Below are 21,266 nucleotides of genomic sequence, written 5' to 3' on the forward strand. Positions count from 1 at the left end.
GAACTGCGGGTGCCGATCAACCGCCGATCGGCACGCAATCGACGCCGTTGGCCTTGAGGCTGGCGCAGGTCTGCGTCGCTTCCTGGAAGGAATCGACCGGCAGCACCACGCGGTACCAGGTGCCCTTGGCGCCGAGGTTGACCTGCCGCACGGCAAGGCTGCGCCCATTCAGCAGGCCGGAGAGCCGGTTCTGCGTCGAACGCAGCGACGACGCCGCGTCGCCTTCGGTCGGCTGCGAGCTGAGCTGCACATAAGGACCGCTGCCACTGGCCTGCGGCGCCTGGGCCGCGGGGGCCTCGACCAGGTCAACCGGCTGCGACGGCTGGGTAGCAGCAACCTGCTGGTTCGAGCCGCCGCCAAGCACCGAGCGATCCGTCGGGCGGGCCACCGGGACCGGCGCCACGATGTTGGGATCGATGGTCGGCGCCGGGCCGGTCGGCGCCAGCGCCGAGACCTGGGTCGGATCGACCGCCGGATCGGTGCCGCTGTCGATCGCCGCGGCAATCGGATCGGTCGCAGCGTCGGGAACGGCTGCCAGCAGTTCGGAGGGCTGCACGTCGGCGCCCGGCAGATCCGGAACGGCCGGCCGATCGACCGGCAGCTCTTCATTGCCGGCCACCGCCTCGTCGCCCGAAACGATCGTGCCATCCGGGCGAACCGTCACGGTGCGAACCTTGCGGTTGGCGAGTTCGCTCTCGCTGGCCGCATCATCGCCCTCGCCCACCGTGCGCGCCACGTCGGCAACGCTGGTTTCGGCGGTATCGTCGCGCGATACCAACTGCTCGTTGGCAGCGGCCGCGGCGGATTTGCCGTCGAGCTCATTGAACACTACCGAACCCTGCTGGTTGGTCGTGCTGGTGGTCGGCGGCGGTGTCTGCTTTACCGGGGTCGCATCAGCCTGCAGCACCGGCGCATCGGCGTCGGTGCCACGGCCCATGCCGAGCACCCAGTAGAGGCCGAAACCGGCTGCCAGCAGCAGCGTGCCGGCGACGGCCATGCCGACATATTGGCGCATCCCACCCGAGCGGCGCTCGGGTTTGGCCTTCGGACGCTTATACGGGCTCTGCCGCTGTTCGGCGGACATACCACCATCGATACGGCCAACCTCGGCGCCGCTGGCAGCGGCGGCCGCAAGAATGGCGGCCTCGGCCGACGGCACCTGCGGTTCAGCATCCTTGATCGCGGCGCGACGCGGGGCAAACCCGGTGGTGAGCGGCGGCACGATCGGAGCGGACTGCGGCACGGCCGCTTGTGGCGGCGGGGCGGCAGGCTTGTCGCTGGTAAGCTCCACCCGAACGGCTTCGCCGATCAGGCTCTCGATCTCGTCCATCGGGTCGCGCTCGGCGGCCGGCTGCGGCTGCGGCTGCGGGCGCGGCGCCTGCACCTTGCTGGTCGGCCCGAACACCGGGGCGACACCAAAGCGGTCCTCGGGACGCGAGACCGGTGCGGGGTTGGCCGGCGCAGCGGAAAGCGGCGTCGACTGCGGACGGAACTGCGACGGGCCCGAGGCAGGGCGCGATGCGGGCAGCGGGAAACTGCGGGCGGCCGGCTGCACCGGCGCGGGCCGCTGCTCGACCTTCGCCTCCTCGACGACCTCGGCTTCGACGGAATCCAGTTCCGCCGCGATCAGGTCGGCGATCGGGTCGCCGGTCGACGCGGCGGGAATCACCGGAGCGGCAGCTGCCGGCGACGGGACCGCCGGGCGGACCGGTGGGCGCGACTCGGCAGCCGCAATCGGCGCCGGCGGCTCGGAAGCAAAGCCGAAATCGAAATCGAAGCTGTCATCGGTAGCCGACGCCTTGGCGGCAGCAACCATCGGCGATGCCGCAGGTGGAGATGTGGGCGCGGACGCCGGCGCAGCCGGACGCGGCGCGGCAAAGCTCGGCTCGACCCGCGGCGCGGGCGCCTCTACTTCCGGCTCGACCGTTGCGTCTGCACTCACGGCGGGCGCCAGCTCGGCTTCGAGCTCAGCCATCGGATCAGGCTGCGATGGAGTGGGCTTGGCGGGCTCGAACGGCGCCGGGCGCGCCGGCGGCAGCACCTCGGCCACGACCGGGCGCGCTACCGGCGCGGAGGTCTCAACGGTAGCCGCCGGCCGCATCGGCACCGGCTTGGGGATCTCGCGATCCTGCCAGTTGGCCATCGGCTCGGGCTTGAAGCTGGTCGAAGCCGCGGGAAGCGTACCGAAATCGAACGACGCGGCAGGCTTGGGCTCCACCGAAGGGACCGGCGACGTCACGGCAGGCGCCGGCGTGGCGGCTACGGGTTGATCCATGCCGGGAATGCGCAGCACACCCGGGGCGACCGGCGCGGGCCGATCGGCCGGCGGCGGCACTGGTGTGCTGACGGCCGGCGCGGGCGCCGGCGTTGCGGCAACCGGCGCATCCATACCGGGGATGCGGACCATTGCGGGCCCCTGCCCTTCGGGCTTGGGCGCATCGGCAAGCGTGACGAGCTTGGGCGCAGATTTGGCCTCCGGCTCGGCGCCCTGAGCGTTGTTCGCCATAAGTTTGGCGAGCTCGGCGATCAGGTCGTCGGATTTATCCTGGCCATCAGGCATCTGCTGCGGTCTCGCTGTCATTGAAAGCAGCGCCCCCTAAACTCGTGGTCCCGGTGCTCGCCTTGACCCCCGCCGAGCAAGCCGGCAACTCTAGCAACCAATGCGCCGGAATTATGAAAGCTCCTCCGGCGCACTAACACCAAGCAGGGTCAAGCCGTTAACGAGCACCTGACGCACGGCACCGACAAGGGCGAGTCGGGCCGAAGTCAGCATTGAATCATCGGCGTTAACAAAGCGTAAGGCAACATCCTGGTTACCCCTCGCCCAGAAGCCGTGAAACGCCGCCGCAAGTTCATAGAGGTAGAACGCCACGCGGTGCGGCTCATGGGCACTTGCGGCCGAAGCAACGATACGCGGCCACTGCGCCAGAGCTTTGATCAGTTCGAGATCAGCCTCTGAAGCCAAGAGCGAAATATCTGCCTTGGCCAGCGCTTCGACCGAAATATCGAGGTCAGGCATTTCCTCGGCAACCTTGCGGAACACCGAGTACGTCCGGGCGTGCGCGTACTGCACGTAGAACACCGGGTTATCGCGCGTCTGTTCCTTGACCACCGCGAAATCGAAATCCATCGCCGCGTCGTTGCGCCGATAGAGCAGCATGAAGCGCGTTGCGTCCGAGCCCACCTCCTCCACCACGTCCGACAGCAGCACCAGGTCGCCCGAGCGCTTCGACATCTTGAACGGCTCGCCGTTCTTCATCAGCCGCACCAGCTGGCAGATGCGCACGTCGATATCGGCCTCGCCATGCGACACCGCCTTCACCGCCGCCTTCAGCCGCGACACATAGCCCGAGTGGTCGGCGCCCAGCACGTTGACCATGTGCTTGAAGCCGCGCAGGTACTTGTTGCGGTGGTAGGCAATGTCGGCGGCGAAATAGGTGTAGGCGCCGTTCGACTTGACCAGCGGCCGATCGACATCGTCGCCATAATTGGTGGCGCGGAACAGCGTCTGCTCGCGATCCTCCCAGTCCTCGGGCGTCTTGCCCTTGGGCGGCTCGAGCCGGCCCTGGTAGATCATGTCTTCCGAGCGCAGCCAGTCGAGCGTGGTGTCGATATCGCCGCCCTGCCCGTGCAGTTGGCGTTCCGAAAAGAACACGTCGTGGTGGATGTTGAGCTGGGCGAGGTCGGCCCGGATCAGGTCCATCATCGCCGCCAGCACCCGATCTTTGACCAGTGCCAGCGCTTCGGGCTCCGGCTGCTTGAGCAGGCTGTCGCCGAATTCGGCCTTCAGCGCCTCGCCGACCGGGATCAGGTAATCGCCAGGATAGAAGCCGGACGGGATCTCGATGCTTTCGCCCAGCGCTTCGCGGTAGCGCAGCATGGTGGATTTGGCCAGCGTATCGATCTGGCTGCCGGCGTCGTTGATGTAATACTCGCGCGTCACCTCATAGCCCGAATAGGCCATCAGCGAGGCCAGCGCATCGCCGAACACGGCGCCGCGGGTATGGCCCACATGCATCGGCCCGGTCGGGTTGGCCGAGACGTATTCGACATTCACCCGCTCGCCGCCGCCGACGTTCGACTTGCCGAAGTCGCCCCGCTGCGCGCCGATCGACTTCAGCACCTCGTGCCACACCGGGGTGGCAAGCCGGAAATTGATGAAGCCGGGTCCCGCGACCTCCACCGAGGTCACGTCTTTGTCGGCCTTGAAGTGCTCGGCCAGCGCCGTCGCCACCTCGCGCGGGTTCTTGCCCAGGGGCTTGGCCACCACCATCGCGGCGTTGGTGGAGAGGTCTCCATGCGCCGCATCTCGCGGCGGCTCGACCACGATGCGCGACAGAGCTTCCTCGGTGATCGAGGGATAGAGCCCCGTAAGGGCGTCGGCGACACGGGCGGCAAACAACGCGAAGACGTTCATGTTGGTCTCTTGGGTGCCATGATTGGCGGGGTCGGCTTACCCACCAGGTCATTCCCGCGAAAGCGGGACTCTCTGTTTGCGGCGGCTCGGCAACAGCCGAAACGGAGGTTCCCGCTTTCGCGGGAATGACCCGGCGCTTAGGGCGGGCTGCGCTGCCCCTACCGCAACTGGCCCGCACCGTCAAACAGCCGGGCGTGCTGCTCGAGCGCATAGGGGTCGGTCATCCCGGCAATGAAGTCGGCGACCACACGGGCCCGGGCGGCGCGATCGGCGGCGTGGCGGACTGCATCGCCCCACCGCCCCGGCATGGCGCCGGTGACCAGATAGTGGTCGAACAGCATGCCCACCACCGTCTGGCTGTGGCGCACCGGGCCCATCACCTCTTCGCTGCGATAGACCCGCTCGAACAGGAAGCGCTTCAGCCCCTGCTCGGCATCGTGCACCGGTCGTGAGAAGCGGATCAGCGTGCGTCCGGCATTGCGGACGTCGTCGGCCGATTGCGGGGCAATTTCGGCGATCGCTCGGCTGCTTTCGGCGATCACATCCTCGATCTGCACCGTGATCAGCCGCCGCTGCACCTCATGCGCCTGCCGGCTGCGCTCGATGTCGGGCCAGCGCTCCAGCACCTCGCGCACCAGCGGGCCGACCAGCGGCACATCCGTGAGGTCCGCCAGCCGGATCAGCCCGGCCCGCAGCGCATCGTCGATGTCGTGCGAGTTGTAGGCGATGTCGTCGGCGATGGCGGCGGACTGTGCCTCGAGGCTGGCATAGCTCCAGGTCATCAGGTCGGCGCTGGCCGGGATATCGTTCAGGCCAGGCGGCAGCGGCTTGTCGGCGCGCAGCGGCCGGCCCTGCCGATCGGTGAGCGGACCATTATGCTTGAGGATACCCTCGAGCGCCTCCCAGCTGAGGTTCAGCCCGTCATGCTCGGCATAGCGGTTCTCCAGCCGGGTGACGACTCGGATCGCCTGCATATTGTGGTCGAACCCGCCCCACTCGGCCATCTTGTCATGCAGCACGCGCTCGCCGGCATGGCCGAACGGGGTGTGGCCAAGGTCATGCGCCAGCGCCACCGCTTCGGCCAGATCCTCATCCAGCGCCAGGGCGCGGGCGATCGAGCGCGCCATCTGGCTGACTTCCAGCGTGTGGGTCAGCCGGGTGCGGTAGTGCTGGCCCTCGTGGTGCAGGAACACCTGGGTCTTGTGCTGCAGCCGGCGGAACGCCGCGGAGTGGACGATCCGGTCGCGATCCCTCTGAAATTCCGAGCGTGTTGGGCTCGAACCCGGCGCAAACAGCCGGCCGCGGCTCTCGGAGGGATCGGAAGCATAGGCGGCGCGTTCACCCATTATGCAGCCAAGACCCTTTTCATCGTCGTCTAACGATATTAGATTTGGTTTCCAGCGCTGCCCCATGCCGGGCGGCCGAAAGGTACCTTATGTCTGAAGCTGCTCTAGCACCGAACAATGTCATTTTGACAGACCGCGCCGCCAAGAAGATTGGCCGCATCCTCGCCAAACAGGGCGAAGGCACGGTGCTGCGCATCGTGGTGGCGGGCGGCGGCTGTTCCGGCTTCCAGTACGAGTACAAGCTGGGCAAGGAAACGCCTGCTAACGACGACCTGGTGCTGACCAAGGACAATGCCACCGTGCTGATCGATTCCCTCAGCCTCGAGTTCATGGGCGGCGCCGAGATCGACTATGTCGATGACCTGATCGGCCAGAGCTTCCAGATCAAGAACCCCAACGCGGTCGCCGGCTGCGGCTGCGGCACCAGCTTCGCCGTCGCCTGAGCCCGTCGTTCGAGCTGTTGCCAGCCTTGCCTCGCTAGCATCGCAAGGCTAGCGTCCGCCCCGAATTGGGGAGGCAGAGCATGAACTTGGCTGAGCGGCTCGACGCTGCGGCGATGCGTGCGATCGATGAAGGGCGCATCGTCGGCTCGGTCATCATCGTCCGCCGGCACGGTGAACTCGTCTACGAGGCCCCGCACGGCCTCGCCGACCGGGAAAACCGCCGTCCGATGACCCTCGACGCGATCTTTCGTCTCTCCTCCCTCACCAAGCCGATCGTCGCGGCAACCATCCTCGCCCTGATCGAGGACGGAAAGCTCGGTCTCGATGCGGCGGTCACCGACTACCTGCCGGAGTTTCGTCCGCGCCTGGCCGACGGCGCCCAGCCGACCATCACCATCCGGCAACTGCTCACCCACACCTCCGGCCTTTCCACTGCGTCGATACTCACCCCAGCCGAAGCAACGGCAGGCGTAAATCGCTGGCGGCTTGGCGACGACGCCAGCATCGCGCGCGTCGGCGCGCTGCCCCTGCTGTTTGCGCCCGGCGCCGGCTGGACTTACGGGCCGTCCATCGACGTTCTCGGGCATATCGCCGGGCGGCTGGTCGGCGGCCGGCTGGAGGACGCAATCCGGCACTATGTGACCGGCCCGCTGGGCATGACCGACACGGGTTTCACCGTGCGTGACCCATCGCGTCTGGCGGCCCCCTATGCCGACGGCGCCAATGGCCCGGAGCTGATGGGCCCGGTGCACACCATCCCGAACCCCTGGGGCAGCACCACGACCTACGACCCAGAGCGCATCTTCGATGCCGCTGCGTTTCAATCGGGCGGTGGCGGCGCGGCCGGCAGCGGTCCCGACTTCATGCGTCTGCTGGAGGCATTGCGCACTGGCGGGTCGATCCTGGAGCCCGAGACAGCAAAGCTTGCTCTTTCCAACCAGACCCCGCAGCTGCCCCACGCCGTCTCACCCGGCTGGCAATTCTGCCTGTTCGGCGCCTGGCTCGACCATCCCGCGACCGCCGGCGTGCCGGCTCCCCGCGGCATGGTGCGGTGGGGCGGCATCTACGGGCACAACTGGTTCATCGATCCCGCTGCCGGCCTCAGCGTCGTTTCCATGAGCAATACCGGGCTCGAGGGATCGGACGGCCGGTTCCGCGACGATATTCTGCATGCCGTCTACGCTCATCCCTCACCCTGATCGCTGGTCGGTTGAGCCTTTCGGCGGCTTGCCTTTCTTGTCGGGGAACCGTTAGCGTCCTTGCTAAGTCTGGGAGGATTCCATGAGCCTTGAGAAGAATATCGACGCGGCGATCGACGCCGCGCTGGTGAGCCGCATTGTCGGTTGCGTCGTCCTGGTCAACCAGGGCGGCAAGGAGATTTACGCCCGCACCGCCGGGCTGGCCGATCGCGAGGCCAACCGCAAGCTCGAGCGCAACGCCATCTTCCGCCTCGCCTCGGTAACCAAGCCGATCGTCGCCACCGCCGCGCTCAAGATGATGGAAGCCGGCCTGCTTGAGCTCGACGATCCGGTCAGCAAGTACCTGCCCTATTTCACTCCGGCGAGCCCCGATGGGGTGGTCCGGCCGATCACCATCCGCCAGTTGCTGTCGCACACCGCGGGTCTGTCCTACGAGACGACGCCGAGTGACGTCGCCCCCGGCATGTCCGGCCCCTACATTACGCTTGAGGAAAACCTGCGGCGGCTCGCCAGGGCGCCGCTGGTGTTCGCCCCGGGGACCGGCTGGGCCTATGGCACCAGCATCGACGTGGTGGGTGGCGTGCTCGCGGCCATCAATGGCTCGAGCCTCGAAGCGGCGGTGAAGAAATACGCTGCCGATCCGCTGGGCATGGCCGACTGGGGCTTCACGCCAACCGACCCCAAGCGCGTAACGGCCAACTACCACAATGGCGATCTGCCGGCGCCATCGATCGTGCCGCCGGTGCTCATCAGCCCGGACAACTCGCCTTGGGATACCGGCCGCATCTTCCGCGCCGATGCCCCGCAATCGGGCGGTGGCGGCTCCTGCGGCACTGCCGACGACGCGATGAAGATGCTCGAGGTCTATAACGGCGGTAGTTTCCTTAGGCCGGCGAGCGTCGAAGAGGCCTTCACCAACCAGATCGGCAACCTGCCGCGTCGCGAGGGCGATGCCGGCAAGCGCTTCACGGTGCTCGGCGCCATTATCGACGATCCCGAGGCGGCGCGGAGCCCCTGCCCGGTCGGCACGCTCGACTGGGGCGGCGCCTGGGGGCATAACTGGATCATCGACCGCACCAACAAGCTGTCGATCGTGGTTTGCACCAACGTCGCGCCAGAGGGCTGCAACGGCCCGTTCCGCGAGGACATCCGCGACGCGGTTTACGCCGCGCTCTGAGCTAGCGGAGCGCTTCCAGGAAAAGTTGCAGACTTTCCGATCCGGAAGCGCGACCAAGGGAGGGACCGGAGCAATTCCGCGTTTCAACGAAACGGCGAATTGCTCTAACCTCCCGTCTCGAACGGGAGCCTACTCATGCGCATAGCGACCTGGAACATCAATGGCGTCAAGGCTCGGCAAGGCGCTCTTCTCAAATGGCTTGAAGACGAATCGCCCGATATCGTCTGCCTCCAGGAGATCAAATCGGTCGACGAGGCCTTCCCTCGCATGGAGATCGAGGCGATGGGCTACAATGTCGAGACGTTTGGACAAAAGAGCTGGAACGGCGTCGCCATCCTCTCCAAGCATCGCTTCGACGAAGTGACGCGCGGCCTGCCCGGCGATGACGGCGACGAGCAGTCGCGCCTTATCGAGGGGCTGTTTTCGGTCGAAGGCGGAGTGGTGCGGGTGTGCTGCATCTACCTGCCCAACGGCAATCCCGTCGGCACCGACAAGTTTACCTATAAGCTCAGCTGGATGGATCGGCTGCACACCTTCGTCGAATCCCGCCTGGCCCTCGAAGAGCCGTTCATCCTGCTTGGTGACTTCAACATCATCCCAGCCAATGCCGACGCGACCGTGCCCGAAAAGTGGGTAGGCGATGCCGCGTTCCGCCCCGAGAGCGCCGAGAGGTGGCGGGCTTTGCTCAATCTCGGGCTCACCGATGCGGTGCGCGCCATCACCGACGAGCCATCCCTGACCTTCTGGGATTTCCGTACGTTCGGCTGGGAGCGCAAGGACGGCATCCGCATCGACCACCTGCTGCTCTCACCGCAGGCTGCGGATCGGCTGGAGGACGCAGTGGTGCATGCCGCCGAGCGCGGCAAGGACAAGCCGAGCGACCATGTGCCGGTGGTAGGCTACTTCGCGTTCTGAGCCATGGCGAGCGTACCGGGTCTGGCGGAGATCGAAGCCACCGTCAGCAGGATGGAGGCGCGCTATCGGGCCGACCCGCTCTTTCCGGTGTATCAGCGACTCTGCGAGCGGTTCGAGGTCGATCTCAGCGATCGGCGTGACCTGGCGCTGGCAAAGGCATCGGCGCTGATGCTGGTGAAGGTCGCTGGTGAGGATGCAAACTAGCCCTCTCGCGATTGGGTACAGTTTGCTCCGCCCACTCGATGTCATCCCAGCGAAAGCAGGGACCCAACTCGCCGCAGTGCAAGTGGATGCCGGACGAGGGCAAAGCCCTCGCCATGGGTCCCAGCTTTCGCTGGGATGACAGCCGGTGGGCAGGGTCAGATCCAGCCCAACCTCCACGCGGTTGCATCAAACTAGCGGATATTGCCGACCGAGTTCTTGGCCGTGTCGTGCTTGGTCTTCAGCACGTTGCTGATGCTCGCCTCGGCAACCTTGACGGTGCCATCATCCCTGTTGCGATCGAGGAAGTGGCTGATCGAGGCCGTCGCGACGCGGGCTTGGGCCGAAACATCATCCACGAACCCGCGGACATCCTTGGGCAGCGTGATGACGACGATGAGGGCGAGAATGATCGGCAGACGCATGATGGACACCAACGGGCTAACTGTCCCGATGGTTGCCAGTTTGCGGCTGAACTGCTGCTGAACGGGGCTGTCAGCTAGGCCGTGAGGCCCACTCCCCTCACGCCGTGATGGCTTACAGCCCGCCGAAGCGGGTGCCGAGCGAGTCGGCGAGCTCGACGGCATGCTTCCGCTGCTCGGGCGTCGCGACGGACATCGCGTTGGTGAGCAGGTCATGGATCCAGCCGTCATCGACCGTGCCCGCGGCGCGGCGCGAGGCGACGGTGAGCCACATCAGGCCCTCGACCGGATCGGCATCGATGCCCTGGCCGTTGAACAGCATGCTCCCGAGCTTGGCCTGCGCCCCGGCATGGCCCTTGCGGGCCGCGAGGTTGAGCCAGCGGGCGCTCTGCAGCGGGTTGTCGCCGAGCTCGGCGTCGTCAAGATAGAGCTCGCCGACCTTGTACTGCGCATCGGCGTCGCCGAAGTAGGACGCAGCGTGCATGATCAGCTTGTTGGAATAGGCTTCGTTCTTCGGGATGCCGGCTTCCGGCAGGCCCTGGCGGTAATACTCACCGATCTTGAGGAACGACTGCGCCACGATATCGGCTTCGACGCCCTTGGGGGCGGTATCGGCATGCTCGTCGGCGATCTGGCTGAAATAGCCGAATGCCTTGACCGGATCCTTGTCGACGCCTTCGCCGCTTTCATACATCAGCCCGAGCTGGAACAGCGCCATCGGCTGGCCGGCCAGCGCCGCATCCTCGAGCGCGGCAATCAGGTCGGCGCTGGAGATGCCGCCCCCTGCCCCGTCGAGCTGGTTGGCCATGGCCAGCGCCGCATCGGCGGCCGTCTCGGGGGCAGCCGGCAGCGAGGGCAGCACGCCACTCACCTGGGCGGCAGCAGGGGTGGCTACGCCCGCAATCGCGAGCGCAGCCCAAAACGCAACGGAAACAAGGGCTCCTGCCCTAAATGTCCGCATACTGCTCCTTTTCGCCCTTGGCGCCGGGGTTGGTCAGCGCGCCGTAACGCGCCGGTCCCACCAGCTGGGCATACTTCCAGATCGCGCCCGAGCCATACTCGGTCTCGCGCGGGGCCCAGCTCGTCTTGCGCCGGGCAAACTCTTCCTCCGACACGTTGACCGAGATCTCGCCGGTCGTGGCGTCGAGGGTGATGATGTCGCCGTCCTGAATGTGGGCGATGGGGCCGCCAATCGCTGCTTCCGGGCCGACATGGCCGATGCAGAAGCCGCGGGTGGCGCCGGAGAAGCGACCATCGGTGATGAGCGCAACCTTGTCGCCCATGCCCTGGCCGTAGAGCGCTGCCGTGGTCGACAGCATTTCACGCATGCCGGGGCCGCCCTTCGGACCTTCGTAGCGGATGACGAGCACGTCGCCTTCCTTGTAGGTCCGCTTCTCGACCGCCTCGAAGCACTTCTCTTCGGTGTCGAAGACGCGCGCCGGGCCGACGAAACGCAGGTTCTTCAAACCCGCGACCTTCACAATGGCGCCATCCGGAGCGAGGTTGCCGCGCAGCGACACCACACCGCCGGTGGGCGAGATCGGGTTCGAGGTCGAACGGATCACGTCCTGCTCGGTGTTGAACTTCACCTTCTCGAGGTTCTCGGCAATGGTCTTGCCGGTGACTGTCATGCAGTCGCCATGCAGGTACCCGCCTTCGAGCAGCGCCTTCATCACCAGCGGGATACCGCCGGCTTCAAACAGGTCCTTGGCGACGTATTTGCCGCCCGGCTTCAGGTCGCCGATGTACGGGGTCTTCTTGAAGATCTCGCCGACATCGAACAGGTCGAAGTCGATGCCTGCCTCGTGCGCCATTGCCGGCAGATGCAGCGCGGCATTGGTCGAACCGCCAGTGGCGGCGACGGTCATGGCGGCGTTCTCGAACGCCTTGCGGGTGACGATGTCGCGCGGACGGAGCTGCACCTTGAGCAGTTCCATCACCTGCTCGCCAGCCACGGCGCAGAGCGCATCACGAATTTCGTACGGGGCCGGAGCGCCGCAACTATACGGCAATGCAAGCCCGATTGCTTCGGCCACCATGGCCATGGTGTTGGCCGTGTACTGGCCGCCGCAGGAGCCGGCCGACGGACAGGCGACGCGCTCGAGCTCGTCGAGGGTTTCGTCGTCCATCTTGCCGACCGAGTGGAGGCCGACCGCCTCGAACAGGTCCTGCACCACGACGTCGCGGCCGCGGAAGCGGCCCGGCAGGATCGAGCCGCCATAGATGAAGATCGACGGCACGTTGAGCCGGATCATCGCCATCATCATGCCGGGCAACGACTTGTCGCAGCCGGCCATGGCGACCAGCGCGTCATAGGAATGGCCGCGCATCGTCAATTCGACCGAGTCGGCGATCACATCGCGCGAGGCCAGCGACGACTTCATGCCGGCATGGCCCATGGCGATGCCGTCGGTGACGGTGATGGTGGTGAATTCACGCGGCGTGCCGTGGTTGGCGGCGACGCCTTTCTTCACGGCCTGCGCCTGGCGACCAAGCGAAATATTGCACGGCGCCGCCTCGTTCCAGGCCGTCGCCACGCCGACGAGCGGCTGGTGAATCTGCTCGGTGGTCAAGCCCATGGCGTAAAGATAGGAGCGGTGCGGAGCGCGCTCCGGACCCTCTGTCACATGCCTGCTGGGAAGACGCGATTTATCGACGTAGTTCGATGCCATTTCCTGGTCCCGCTTGTCCGGCCGGTGTTCTCCGGCGCCCCTCAGAAGGCGCCGTTTATGCGGTTCGGCCTGACAAGGCACAAGGGCGGGGAGCACACGAATGGTTCGGTACGAAAGCAAATGGCTTCCGCATTCGTCGCTGCCCGTCCGAGATTTGTCCTCTGCTTCTTTTAGGGTCACATTGTGGCGGCGATCCTCAGCAAAACGTTGACCGCTAAGCGGCGAAATCGGGATTCAACCTTGCTGTTGCAAAAACGTCACGAACGATACAGCGGGCGTTCAGGATGGCGGCAAGGCGGGCATCGTAGCTACGGCCACCCCCACCCTTGATCCCTCCCCACAAGGGGGAGGGAGGCGATAGCTGCACCGTCTCAGCTCTTGCGTCTCCCTCCCCTTGTGGGGAGGGATCAAGGGTGGAGGTGCCCCGCGCACTGGCGTTAGCTGTGAGGAGTACGTTCCCCCCCAAAACCAAGCGGGGCCGGCCCTTTCGGACCGGCCCCTGAGCCCCGCAAGCAGGAGGCTGTCTGGTTACTGGATGGTGCCAACCGACCAGAAGAAGGTCTCGCCCGAGGAGTCGGCGACCCCGTCATTGTCGGTGATGACATAGCCGGTGCCGTCGGCGCCGATGGCGAAGCTCTCGACCTTGTCGACGACATAGCCGTTGTTGGACGCGAGGTCGGGAATGAAGTCGCGGACTTCCTCCTTGGTGACCACCGGCAACTCGCCACCGATTTCAGCGCCGACGAGAGCCGAGACCGGCACGCGGTAGAGCTTCTTCAGCGCCGCCTTGAGCGCGATCTGGTTGTCGCGCTCGACGATGTAGACGTAGTCGCCGTGTGCGGTGATTTCGGAGAGGCCGTTCCAGGCGCCTTCAGCCGCGGCTTCGAGCGGATAGCGGACCGCCGACCAGGTCTTCTCCTTGGTGTCGTAGCCCAAGAGCTTCACCTGCCCCGCCGGATCATCCTTCCACTCGCGCTGGATCGCCACCCACAGGGTGTCTCCAACCTTGGTGACGCCCTCGGCGCCGTAGCGGATCTCATTGGGCAGCAGCGCCTCGGGGAACGCCACCTCCTCGGTGATCTTGCCATCGGCATCGACGCGATAGAGCGCATGCGGCGTCAGGCGGTCGCTGCGGCCTTCCGAGGCCACCCAGAAGCCGCCTTCGCCATCGAGCGTGATGCCCTCGAGATCCAGCTTCTGTGCCGCGTCGCCACCACGGGTGATGACGGTCTTCTTGACGATCCTGGCCGGCTTGGCAGTGGCGTCGATTTCGTAGATCGCCGGCTGCGCCGAAAGCACGCTGTCGCTGACGGCGTAGAGGATCCCCGGCTTTTCGGCATCGCCCACGGCGCCCGAGATGGCGGCCCAGCCGATCGGGTGGCCGTCCGCGTCGAGGTCGGAGATCAGCTGCGGATAGGCGGCTTCGCCTTCGGTGCGCTCGTAGAGCATGACGTGCGAACCGGCGAGCCCATCTTCACGCAGGTCGACCTCGTTGGCCGTAGCCAGGAGGTTACGCGAGGGGATGGCAACGAGGCCCTCAGGGGAAATGCCGGACGGCAGCGACTGCAGATACTCGGGCTCGGCGCCCGTATCCTTGTAGACGGCCACGAGCGAGGAACGTTCCTGGGCGACGAAGAACAGCTTGTCCTCGCCGAACGTCGCGGCCTCGAGGCCCTCGGGCTCGACGCCCTTCTTGTTGCGTGCGTCGGGATAGTGGCCGATGCGGACCGCTTCGAGTTCCATCGACGGGCCGCTCTCATAGGCGACGCTGCCATCCTTGTTGAAGATGGTGAAGCTGCGCGAGCCGCCGTTCCAATCGCCTTCGTTGGCAACGACCAGGCGGTTGTCGTCGAGCCACTTCACCGCGTCGGGCTCACGGGCCACGTCTTCCAGCTTGCCGGTGAACTTGAGCGCGCCGTCCTTCTTGGTATCGATGCCTTCGAGGCTGACGGCGCCGGCCGAGAAGTGCGACTTCACCGCCCCGGTCTTGCCGTCGATGATGACGATCTCGTTGTTTTCCTGCAGCGTCACCGCGACTTCATCGAGACCGTTGATCGAGACGAACTCGGCCTCGGCATCTTCCGGCGCGATGCCGGCAAGGCCGGCCAGCTCGACCTTGGCGAGGCTTTCCGGATCGAGCGCCCCACCGGTGAGCGAGAGGAGCACGAGGTAGCCCGACGGCAGCTGCGGGATGGCGCCGTCGTTGATCTCTTCATCGCGCTCGTTCTCGATCGCGATGGCGATCAGCGTGCCGGCGGCGTTGTGGGTGATCGAGTCCGGCTGGCCGCCGAGATCGACGCTCGCCTCGATCGCCTTGCTGGCGAGGTCGACGACCACCAGCTTGCCCGACGGGTTGACCTTGCTCTCCGACGTGTTGACCGCGGCATAGACCTTGTTGCCGATGATGGTGACCGAGGTCGGCTCGCCCTCGAGCGACAGGAAGCCGGCGGCCTTCGGGGCCTTGGCGTCGGTGATGTCGATGAAGCCGATGCCGCCGGCCGGGCTGTCGGAATAGACCAGCGTCAGGCCGTCTTCCGAGGCAGTGATGATTTCGGACGAGGTCGCCTTGGCTTCGGGGTTGTTCAGTTCGACCGGGAAGCTGGCGATCCGGTTGAATACCGGCGCGGCATAGGCCGAGGTGGCGAGAAGGCCGGCGGTGAGGCCGAGGAGAATGGATTTGAACTGCATTGCTGGCGCCCCTGAAAATCGAGGGCTTCGGCTTAGGCACGCCGCGCAACGGCGACATGACAATGGGGTGACAGATCTGTGACAGGCCCCGCCGCATATACATCGGGCCCTGTACTGCCTATATCTAGCGATGAGAACGAAACAGGATTCGTCGTTTCCCCTGATGGCAGCAGAACCGCAGCGCCTCGACCGCCCGCAGGCGGGCTCGATCACCAGCCAGTTTGGCCGGGGAGCGGCGGCGCCCGACTACCTGAAGGGCCTCAACGAGGAGCAGCGCGACGCGGTGCTGACCACCGAGGGCCCGCTGCTGGTGCTCGCCGGCGCCGGCACCGGCAAGACCCGGGTGCTGACCACCCGCATCGCCCACATCCTCAATTCCAAAAAGGCCTGGCCGTCCGAGATCCTGTCGGTAACCTTCACCAACAAGGCCGCCCGCGAGATGAAGGAGCGCATCGGCGCCTTGGTCGGCGCGGGTGTCGAAGGCATGCCGTGGCTCGGCACTTTCCACTCGATCGGCGCGCGGCTCTTGCGCCGGCACGCCGAACTGGTCGGGCTGCGCTCGGATTTCACCATTCTCGATACCGACGACCAGATCCGGCTGATCAAGCAGCTGCTGGAAGCCGCCAACATCGACGAAAAGCGCTGGCCGGCCCGCCAGTTCGCCGGGATGATGGACAACTGGAAGAACCGCGGCCAGTTGCCCGGCGACGTATCGATGGCCGACCGCTCGGCCTTCGCCAACGGCCGGATCCCCGAACTCTACCAGCAGTACCAGGATCGACTGAAGACGCTGAACGCCACCGATTTCGGTGACCTGCTGCTGCTCTGCATCAAGCTGTTCCGCGAGAACCCGGATGTGCTCGCCGACTACCACCGGAAGTTCAAGTACATCCTCGTCGACGAGTACCAGGATTCGAACGTCGCCCAGTACCTATGGCTGCGCCTCTTGGCGCAGGGCAAGCCGGCGTCGGAGGCCAACCTTTGCGTCGTCGGTGACGACGACCAGTCGATCTATGGCTGGCGCGGCGCCGAGGTCGACAACATCCTGCGCTTCGAGAAGGATTTTCCGGGCGCCAAGGTAATCCGGCTCGAGCGCAACTACCGCTCGACCTCCAACATCCTGAAGGCCGCCTCGCACCTCATCGCCAACAATGAGAGCCGGCTGGGCAAGACCCTGCAGACCGATGTCGGCGAGCCGGGCGAGCTGGTGATGGTCACCTCGGTATGGGACTCCGACGAGGAGGCCCGGCAGGTCGGGGAAGAAATCGAGCAGTTCCAGCGCCAGGGCGACGCGTTGAACTCGATGGCCATCCTGGTGCGGGCTTCGCACCAGATGCGCGCCTTCGAAGAGCGCTTCATCACGCTCGGCCTCAACTACCGCGTCATCGGCGGCCCGCGCTTTTATGAGCGCAAGGAAATCCGCGACGCGCTGGCCTATCTGCGGCTGGTGTCTAATCCCAACGACGACCTCGCCTTCGAGCGCATCGTCAATACGCCGAAGCGCGGGCTGGGCGATTCCACCCTGCAGATTCTCTACGACGCGGCGCGCCGCCAGGGCACTTCGCTGACCACCGCGGTGCGCACGCTCGTAGAGACTGAGGAGCTGAAGCCCAAGCAGCGCACCACACTGCGCCAGCTGATGGATCAGTTCGACGATTGGGCGCAGCGGGCGCAAGCCGTGCCCCCGGAAGACGCCGTCGAGACCGAAGAGCTGGCGCCCGGCATCGTCCGCCGCCACACCTCGCATGCCGATCTCGCCCGCCAGGTGCTCGACGAGTCGGGCTACACCGAGATGTGGCAGAACGACAAATCCGCCGAGGCCGAGGGCCGGCTGGAAAACCTGAAGGAACTGGTCAACTCGATGGAGGAGTTCGACTCGCTCGGCGGCTTCCTCGAGCACGTCTCGCTGGTGATGGACCGCGATACCGGCGAAGCCGACGACGCCGTGTCGATCATGACGCTCCACTCCGCCAAGGGTCTGGAGTTCGAAACCGTGTTCCTCCCCGGCTGGGAGGAAGGCCTGTTCCCCAGCCAGCGCACCCTCGACGAGAGCGGCCGCGCCGGGCTCGAGGAGGAGCGCCGGCTCGCCTATGTCGGCCTGACCCGGGCCCGTAAGCGCCTGCGCGTCTCCGTGGCGCAGAACCGGCTGACGCATGGCCTCTGGCAATCGGCGATCCCGTCGCGCTTCCTCGACGAACTGCCGGCGGCGGCGGTCGAGGTGAAGGACACCGGCTCGGCCTATGGCGGCTACGGCTATGGCGGCCGCACGGCGGGCGGGCGCTTCGATACTCGCGACCCGTTCGATTCGCTTTACGAGACCCCGGGCTGGCAGCGCGCCCGCGCCCAGGCCTCGTCCCGCAAATCAGCTGGCCCGGTGACCATCGATGGCGACCTCGTCGCCCGCTCGGTCGATGACGGCCGCGGCTCGAAATACGATGTCGGCGAGCGCGTCTTCCATCTGAAGTTCGGCTATGGCCGGATCGAGCAGATCGAAGGCAACAAGCTGACCATCGAGTTCGAGAAGGCCGGCCGCAAGAAAGTGCTCGAAAGCTTCGTACAGAAGCCGTGAGCACCGGGCACGCGGCCTACAGCTATCGGCACGATAAAGGCGTCGTCGCGTTCGCGGACGATCATCCGGTGATGATCTACGATGGTTATTGCGGGCTCTGTTCCAGCGCCGTGCAGTTCGTACTCCGCCATGATCACAACAGGGCGTTTCGCTTCATCGCCGCCCAGAGCGAGCTGGGCACCTCGATCTACCGGCACTATGGCCTCGACCCGCAAAACTACGAGACCTTCATCGTCTTGGCCGACGGCCTGCCGCGGTTCGCATCCGATGCGGTGATCGAGATCGGGCGTCGGCTTGGCCTGCCGTGGTCGACGGGCGCGGCAGCCGGCGCCCTGCCCCGCTCCGTTCGCGATGGCCTCTATTTCTGGATCGCCCGCCACCGCATGAAGCTCTTCGGCCGGCGCGATACCTGCCACCTGCCGGCGCCCGACGAGCGCGACCGCTTCCTTGCCTAGCCGTTGGAGCAGAAGGCGGCTAAGCAGATGGTGAGTTTCGCTGCAGGGGGCGTAGGCGATGCCGTGGGCTGGACCAATGAAAACCAAGACCTTGAGCGGCCTCAGGACGATCATCATCGTCGTCGCCGCTGTCGTGATCGTCGGTCTCATCTGGGCGGCGGTCAGCCTCTTCACCTCCATGGACCAGCAGGTCGGCCAGTCCCGCGCGGCGGCTGACAAGGTTGTGGCTTCGCTATCGGCAGACTGGGGCCGCGCGACATTCGACCCGCTGGCGACCACCGAGTTCGTCACCGCCCATGCCAAGGGGCAGTACGACAGCACCCGCTACCTGCAGGTCCTCGGCGCGATGCAGTCCACTCGGGCCTGCGTGATGGAGGGCATGCAGATCGAGAACTGGAGCGGCTGGAGCCGCTGGAAGTGTCCGGCCGTGTTCGCGAGCGGCGAGGCGAGCCTGGTCATCACCCTGACGCTCAGCAGCGGCCAGTGGCGGCTATCGGACTTCGCAGTGCAGATCTGAACCGCTTGTAGCTGGAGCGCTTCACAGACGTGGCTGGTCGGCAGGCGCTGTTCGAGCTGACCCACTGCGACCACCCCACCCACGATGTCATCCCAGCGAAAGCTGGGACCCATTTCGCGGCCCGCGCCAGCTGCTGGTTGGGTCCCAGCTTTCGCTGGGATGACACCGGTGAGTCGGGCTAGGTGGAGCCCACCACTGGCCGGCATAGCCCAAGCGCGAGAGCCTAGCCTTCGATCATCGGCGCATGGGCCCCTTCGACGCCCGCACGGGCGAGCCGGTCGAGCGTGGCGACGAGCAGCGTCGTATCCGGGCAGATGATCAGGCGAGTCATCTTGCCCCAACGGATGTGGACGGCATGGATCCCCTGATTGGTGGTCACCACGCCGTCGGTGCCGGAGTTGCGCTCCCGCCACTCGACCACCGCGAGGGTATTCCATGGCGTGCAGCTGACAGTGATGCGATCGATATCGAAGTGGATGTCGGGCAACAGCCGATAGAGCCGCGCGTACCAGCTGCTGGTCTGGCCGAGCGTCGTGCGGCGTCCGCCGAGTGCGCTCGCGCCGAGGAAGATGTGCTCGAAGCGCGGCGCGAAGCCATCGAGAACGGGCTGCGCATCGCCACGATTGACGGCGTCGAACAGCCCGGCGACAACCCGTCGAACGATTGCATGGTACATCGGCGCTCTCCTGTCTGCCGATGATATGGTGTTGCCGTTGGCGGCCGCTAGGGCTTCACCAGTCCGCCGAAATAGTCGAGTGCGTAGGCCTCGACGCCGCCGACCTCGATCGCCTCTCGTCCGTGAAAATGCGCTGCGTCGCCGGTCGAAGTGTCGCGATAGATGCCGTGCGGACCGCTCCACTCGAAACCACCGAGGAAGCGGCCTTCGGCGTACATTGCCGAGAGCGCCGCCTTGATCGTCGCACCGGCGCGGCTGGCGTCGATCAGCTCCGGCCGCAGGATGTAGCCATAATAGTTCATCGCCCACACCGGCTCATCGCGTAACCACACGGCTTCCTGTCCGAGGAAGTCGGTGCCGCCGAAATAGCTGTCACGATAGGACCAGTCGCCAGCGGCAAAGGTGAGGTCGTGCGCACCAGTGCGGCTTGCCGCGGCCTTCACGCCGTCGCCGACATAAGTCTGGCGCTTGGCCAGCACGATGAAGCGATCGAGCGCGACGATGTCCATTTCCGGCTCCTTATTGCGGCGGGCTGACTTCGCTCGCCCGCTTCCGCTCGAGGCCCAGCTTGTGCTCGCGGTAGATGATGAACAGACCCGAGCTGACGACGATCGCGCCTCCCACCAGCATCTCGATGCTCGGGACATCGTGGAAGATCACGTAGCCGATCAAAACCGAGAGGATCAGCGAGGCATATTCGAACGGGGCGACCACCGACATGTCGGCGTGGCGATAGGATTCGGTGAGCAGGATCTGCCCGATCCCACCGAAAATGCCTGCGCCGATCAACAGGGCGAACTGCTCGGTTGTCGGCATCACCCAGCCGAATGGCAGGGTGGCGAGGCCGAACACCGACGAGGTCAGCGAGAAGTAGAGCACGATGGTGGCCGAGCGCTCGGTTTCGACGAGCTTGCGGACCAGCACCATCGCCGTTGCGGCGAAACCCGCCGCGACCAGCGCCGAAGCGGCGCCCAGTGTCGCCCCGCTCATATCGTCGATGCCGCCCGAAAACACCGTGAGGCGCGGCCAGATGATGATGATGACACCAACGAGGCCGACGAGCACGGCACTCCAGCGGTAGAGCCGCACCTGTTCATGGTAGAATACGGCGCTGAACACCACGATCAGCAGCGGCGTGGCGTAGCTGATGGTGATCGCTTCGGCGAGCGGCAACTGGGTGAGCGCGAAGAACCCGGTCATCATGCCGCCGGTGCCGACAAGGCCACGCAGCAAATGGCTCAGCGGGTGCTTCGTCGTAAGGCCGACGCCGAGCTCACCCTTCCAGATCAGGTAGGCAATGATCGGCAGGATGGCGAAAAAGGATCGGAAGAACACCAGTTGCCCGGCCGGTATGCCCTCGGAAGCCTTGAGCAGGCTCGACATTCCCAGGAAAACGCAGACCGAGCTCAGCTTGAACGCAATTCCCGTCATGGCGTTCTGACGGAGCATTGGCGGTTGCGGCGACACTGGCAGGACTTTCGAAGACGGGAAGACGGACCGGAAAGGTCCGGCTGCTAGTCTCGCGAGGTTCGCCGCGACGCGCAACCTCCTTGCACGCCGAACTCGGCT

Annotated in this window: 18 protein-coding genes; 8 read left to right on the forward strand and 10 right to left on the reverse strand. The window is 65.8% G+C overall.

Annotated features, from left to right (window positions below; translation table 11 throughout):
- Positions 1-16: 16 nt before the first annotated feature.
- From ACSQ23_RS16455 to ACSQ23_RS16465, 3 genes are all read right to left on the reverse strand, one after another.
- Complete coding sequence (locus tag ACSQ23_RS16455; RefSeq protein ID WP_436091229.1) at positions 17-2,581, reverse strand: SPOR domain-containing protein; 2,565 nt, start codon at positions 2,579-2,581, stop codon at positions 17-19.
- Between the two features lie 90 nt (positions 2,582-2,671).
- Positions 2,672-4,417: an arginine--tRNA ligase gene (argS, locus tag ACSQ23_RS16460; protein ID WP_055880041.1), complete on the reverse strand. Its 1,746-nt coding sequence runs from the start codon at positions 4,415-4,417 to the stop codon at positions 2,672-2,674.
- A 158-nt stretch (positions 4,418-4,575) separates the two neighbouring features.
- A complete protein-coding gene (locus ACSQ23_RS16465) occupies positions 4,576-5,829 on the reverse strand; it encodes a deoxyguanosinetriphosphate triphosphohydrolase (protein WP_082528152.1) in 1,254 nt (417 codons plus the stop codon).
- Between the two features lie 23 nt (positions 5,830-5,852).
- Between ACSQ23_RS16465 and ACSQ23_RS16470 the strand changes: the two genes are divergently transcribed.
- The 5 genes from ACSQ23_RS16470 to ACSQ23_RS16490 all read left to right on the forward strand — a co-directional run bounded on the left by ACSQ23_RS16470 (position 5,853) and on the right by ACSQ23_RS16490 (position 9,701).
- A complete protein-coding gene (locus ACSQ23_RS16470) occupies positions 5,853-6,206 on the forward strand; it encodes a HesB/IscA family protein (protein ID WP_055880047.1) in 354 nt (117 codons plus the stop codon).
- An 80-nt stretch (positions 6,207-6,286) separates the two neighbouring features.
- Complete coding sequence (locus tag ACSQ23_RS16475; RefSeq protein WP_436091230.1) at positions 6,287-7,405, forward strand: serine hydrolase domain-containing protein; 1,119 nt, start codon at positions 6,287-6,289, stop codon at positions 7,403-7,405.
- Positions 7,406-7,487: 82 nt separating this feature from the next.
- Complete coding sequence (locus tag ACSQ23_RS16480; RefSeq protein WP_436091231.1) at positions 7,488-8,582, forward strand: serine hydrolase domain-containing protein; 1,095 nt, start codon at positions 7,488-7,490, stop codon at positions 8,580-8,582.
- A 135-nt stretch (positions 8,583-8,717) separates the two neighbouring features.
- Complete coding sequence (gene xth, locus ACSQ23_RS16485; protein ID WP_436091232.1) at positions 8,718-9,497, forward strand: exodeoxyribonuclease III; 780 nt, start codon at positions 8,718-8,720, stop codon at positions 9,495-9,497.
- A 3-nt stretch (positions 9,498-9,500) separates the two neighbouring features.
- Entirely contained in the window at positions 9,501-9,701 is a 201-nt protein-coding gene (locus ACSQ23_RS16490) for a hypothetical protein (protein WP_436091233.1), read from the forward strand.
- 191 nt (positions 9,702-9,892) lie between these two features.
- On the opposite strand, the gene ACSQ23_RS16495 is transcribed toward ACSQ23_RS16490, so the two are convergent.
- The 4 genes from ACSQ23_RS16495 to ACSQ23_RS16510 all read right to left on the reverse strand — a co-directional run bounded on the left by ACSQ23_RS16495 (position 9,893) and on the right by ACSQ23_RS16510 (position 15,480).
- Positions 9,893-10,123: a hypothetical protein gene (locus tag ACSQ23_RS16495; protein WP_156384684.1), complete on the reverse strand. Its 231-nt coding sequence runs from the start codon at positions 10,121-10,123 to the stop codon at positions 9,893-9,895.
- A 112-nt stretch (positions 10,124-10,235) separates the two neighbouring features.
- Entirely contained in the window at positions 10,236-10,982 is a 747-nt protein-coding gene (locus ACSQ23_RS16500) for a tetratricopeptide repeat protein (RefSeq protein WP_055880063.1), read from the reverse strand.
- 85 nt (positions 10,983-11,067) lie between these two features.
- Positions 11,068-12,792, reverse strand: a complete 1,725-nt coding sequence (ilvD, locus tag ACSQ23_RS16505) for a dihydroxy-acid dehydratase (RefSeq protein ID WP_055880066.1) — start codon at positions 12,790-12,792, stop codon at positions 11,068-11,070.
- A 528-nt stretch (positions 12,793-13,320) separates the two neighbouring features.
- Entirely contained in the window at positions 13,321-15,480 is a 2,160-nt protein-coding gene (locus ACSQ23_RS16510; RefSeq protein WP_436091234.1) for an esterase-like activity of phytase family protein, read from the reverse strand.
- A 163-nt stretch (positions 15,481-15,643) separates the two neighbouring features.
- On the opposite strand from ACSQ23_RS16510, the gene ACSQ23_RS16515 reads away from it, so the two are divergent.
- The 3 genes from ACSQ23_RS16515 (at position 15,644) to ACSQ23_RS16525 (ending at position 19,021) form a co-directional block, all read left to right on the forward strand.
- Positions 15,644-18,049: an ATP-dependent helicase gene (locus tag ACSQ23_RS16515; RefSeq protein WP_436091235.1), complete on the forward strand. Its 2,406-nt coding sequence runs from the start codon at positions 15,644-15,646 to the stop codon at positions 18,047-18,049.
- Entirely contained in the window at positions 18,046-18,504 is a 459-nt protein-coding gene (locus tag ACSQ23_RS16520) for a thiol-disulfide oxidoreductase DCC family protein (protein WP_436091236.1), read from the forward strand. Before ACSQ23_RS16515 ends, ACSQ23_RS16520 begins: the two co-directional genes overlap by 4 nt.
- A 76-nt stretch (positions 18,505-18,580) precedes the next feature.
- On the forward strand, positions 18,581-19,021 hold the full coding sequence (locus ACSQ23_RS16525) for a hypothetical protein (RefSeq protein WP_436091237.1): 441 nt from the start codon (positions 18,581-18,583) through the stop codon (positions 19,019-19,021).
- A gap of 223 nt (positions 19,022-19,244) precedes the next feature.
- On the opposite strand, the gene ACSQ23_RS16530 is transcribed toward ACSQ23_RS16525, so the two are convergent.
- The 3 genes from ACSQ23_RS16530 to ACSQ23_RS16540 are packed head-to-tail and all read right to left on the reverse strand — an operon-like array spanning position 19,245 to position 21,146.
- A complete protein-coding gene (locus ACSQ23_RS16530; protein WP_436091238.1) occupies positions 19,245-19,697 on the reverse strand; it encodes a nuclear transport factor 2 family protein in 453 nt (150 codons plus the stop codon).
- A gap of 47 nt (positions 19,698-19,744) precedes the next feature.
- Positions 19,745-20,206 (reverse strand): DUF5680 domain-containing protein, encoded by a 462-nt coding sequence (locus tag ACSQ23_RS16535; protein ID WP_436091239.1) that lies wholly within the window; start codon positions 20,204-20,206, stop codon positions 19,745-19,747.
- Between the two features lie 10 nt (positions 20,207-20,216).
- Positions 20,217-21,146, reverse strand: coding sequence for a DMT family transporter (locus ACSQ23_RS16540; RefSeq protein WP_436091240.1), 930 nt, complete (start codon positions 21,144-21,146; stop codon positions 20,217-20,219).
- Positions 21,147-21,266: the final 120 nt, after the last annotated feature.

Origin of the sequence: Devosia sp. LjRoot16, assembly GCF_964252795.1 — a bacterium.
GTDB lineage: Bacteria > Pseudomonadota > Alphaproteobacteria > Rhizobiales > Devosiaceae > Devosia_A.

Coding starts and splice junctions, on each gene's coding strand:
- ACSQ23_RS16510 (WP_436091234.1), bottom strand. CDS start 15,480: ATGCAGTTCAAATCCATTCTCCTCGGCCTCACCGCCGGCCTTCTCGCC.
- argS (WP_055880041.1), bottom strand. CDS start 4,417: ATGAACGTCTTCGCGTTGTTTGCCGCCCGTGTCGCCGACGCCCTTACG.
- ilvD (WP_055880066.1), bottom strand. CDS start 12,792: ATGGCATCGAACTACGTCGATAAATCGCGTCTTCCCAGCAGGCATGTG.
- ACSQ23_RS16475 (WP_436091230.1), top strand. CDS start 6,287: ATGAACTTGGCTGAGCGGCTCGACGCTGCGGCGATGCGTGCGATCGAT.
- ACSQ23_RS16455 (WP_436091229.1), bottom strand. CDS start 2,581: ATGACAGCGAGACCGCAGCAGATGCCTGATGGCCAGGATAAATCCGAC.
- xth (WP_436091232.1), top strand. CDS start 8,718: ATGCGCATAGCGACCTGGAACATCAATGGCGTCAAGGCTCGGCAAGGC.
- ACSQ23_RS16535 (WP_436091239.1), bottom strand. CDS start 20,206: ATGGACATCGTCGCGCTCGATCGCTTCATCGTGCTGGCCAAGCGCCAG.
- ACSQ23_RS16490 (WP_436091233.1), top strand. CDS start 9,501: ATGGCGAGCGTACCGGGTCTGGCGGAGATCGAAGCCACCGTCAGCAGG.
- ACSQ23_RS16530 (WP_436091238.1), bottom strand. CDS start 19,697: ATGTACCATGCAATCGTTCGACGGGTTGTCGCCGGGCTGTTCGACGCC.
- ACSQ23_RS16470 (WP_055880047.1), top strand. CDS start 5,853: ATGTCTGAAGCTGCTCTAGCACCGAACAATGTCATTTTGACAGACCGC.
- ACSQ23_RS16540 (WP_436091240.1), bottom strand. CDS start 21,146: ATGCTCCGTCAGAACGCCATGACGGGAATTGCGTTCAAGCTGAGCTCG.
- ACSQ23_RS16480 (WP_436091231.1), top strand. CDS start 7,488: ATGAGCCTTGAGAAGAATATCGACGCGGCGATCGACGCCGCGCTGGTG.
- ACSQ23_RS16495 (WP_156384684.1), bottom strand. CDS start 10,123: ATGCGTCTGCCGATCATTCTCGCCCTCATCGTCGTCATCACGCTGCCC.
- ACSQ23_RS16525 (WP_436091237.1), top strand. CDS start 18,581: ATGAAAACCAAGACCTTGAGCGGCCTCAGGACGATCATCATCGTCGTC.
- ACSQ23_RS16465 (WP_082528152.1), bottom strand. CDS start 5,829: ATGGGGCAGCGCTGGAAACCAAATCTAATATCGTTAGACGACGATGAA.
- ACSQ23_RS16515 (WP_436091235.1), top strand. CDS start 15,644: ATGGCAGCAGAACCGCAGCGCCTCGACCGCCCGCAGGCGGGCTCGATC.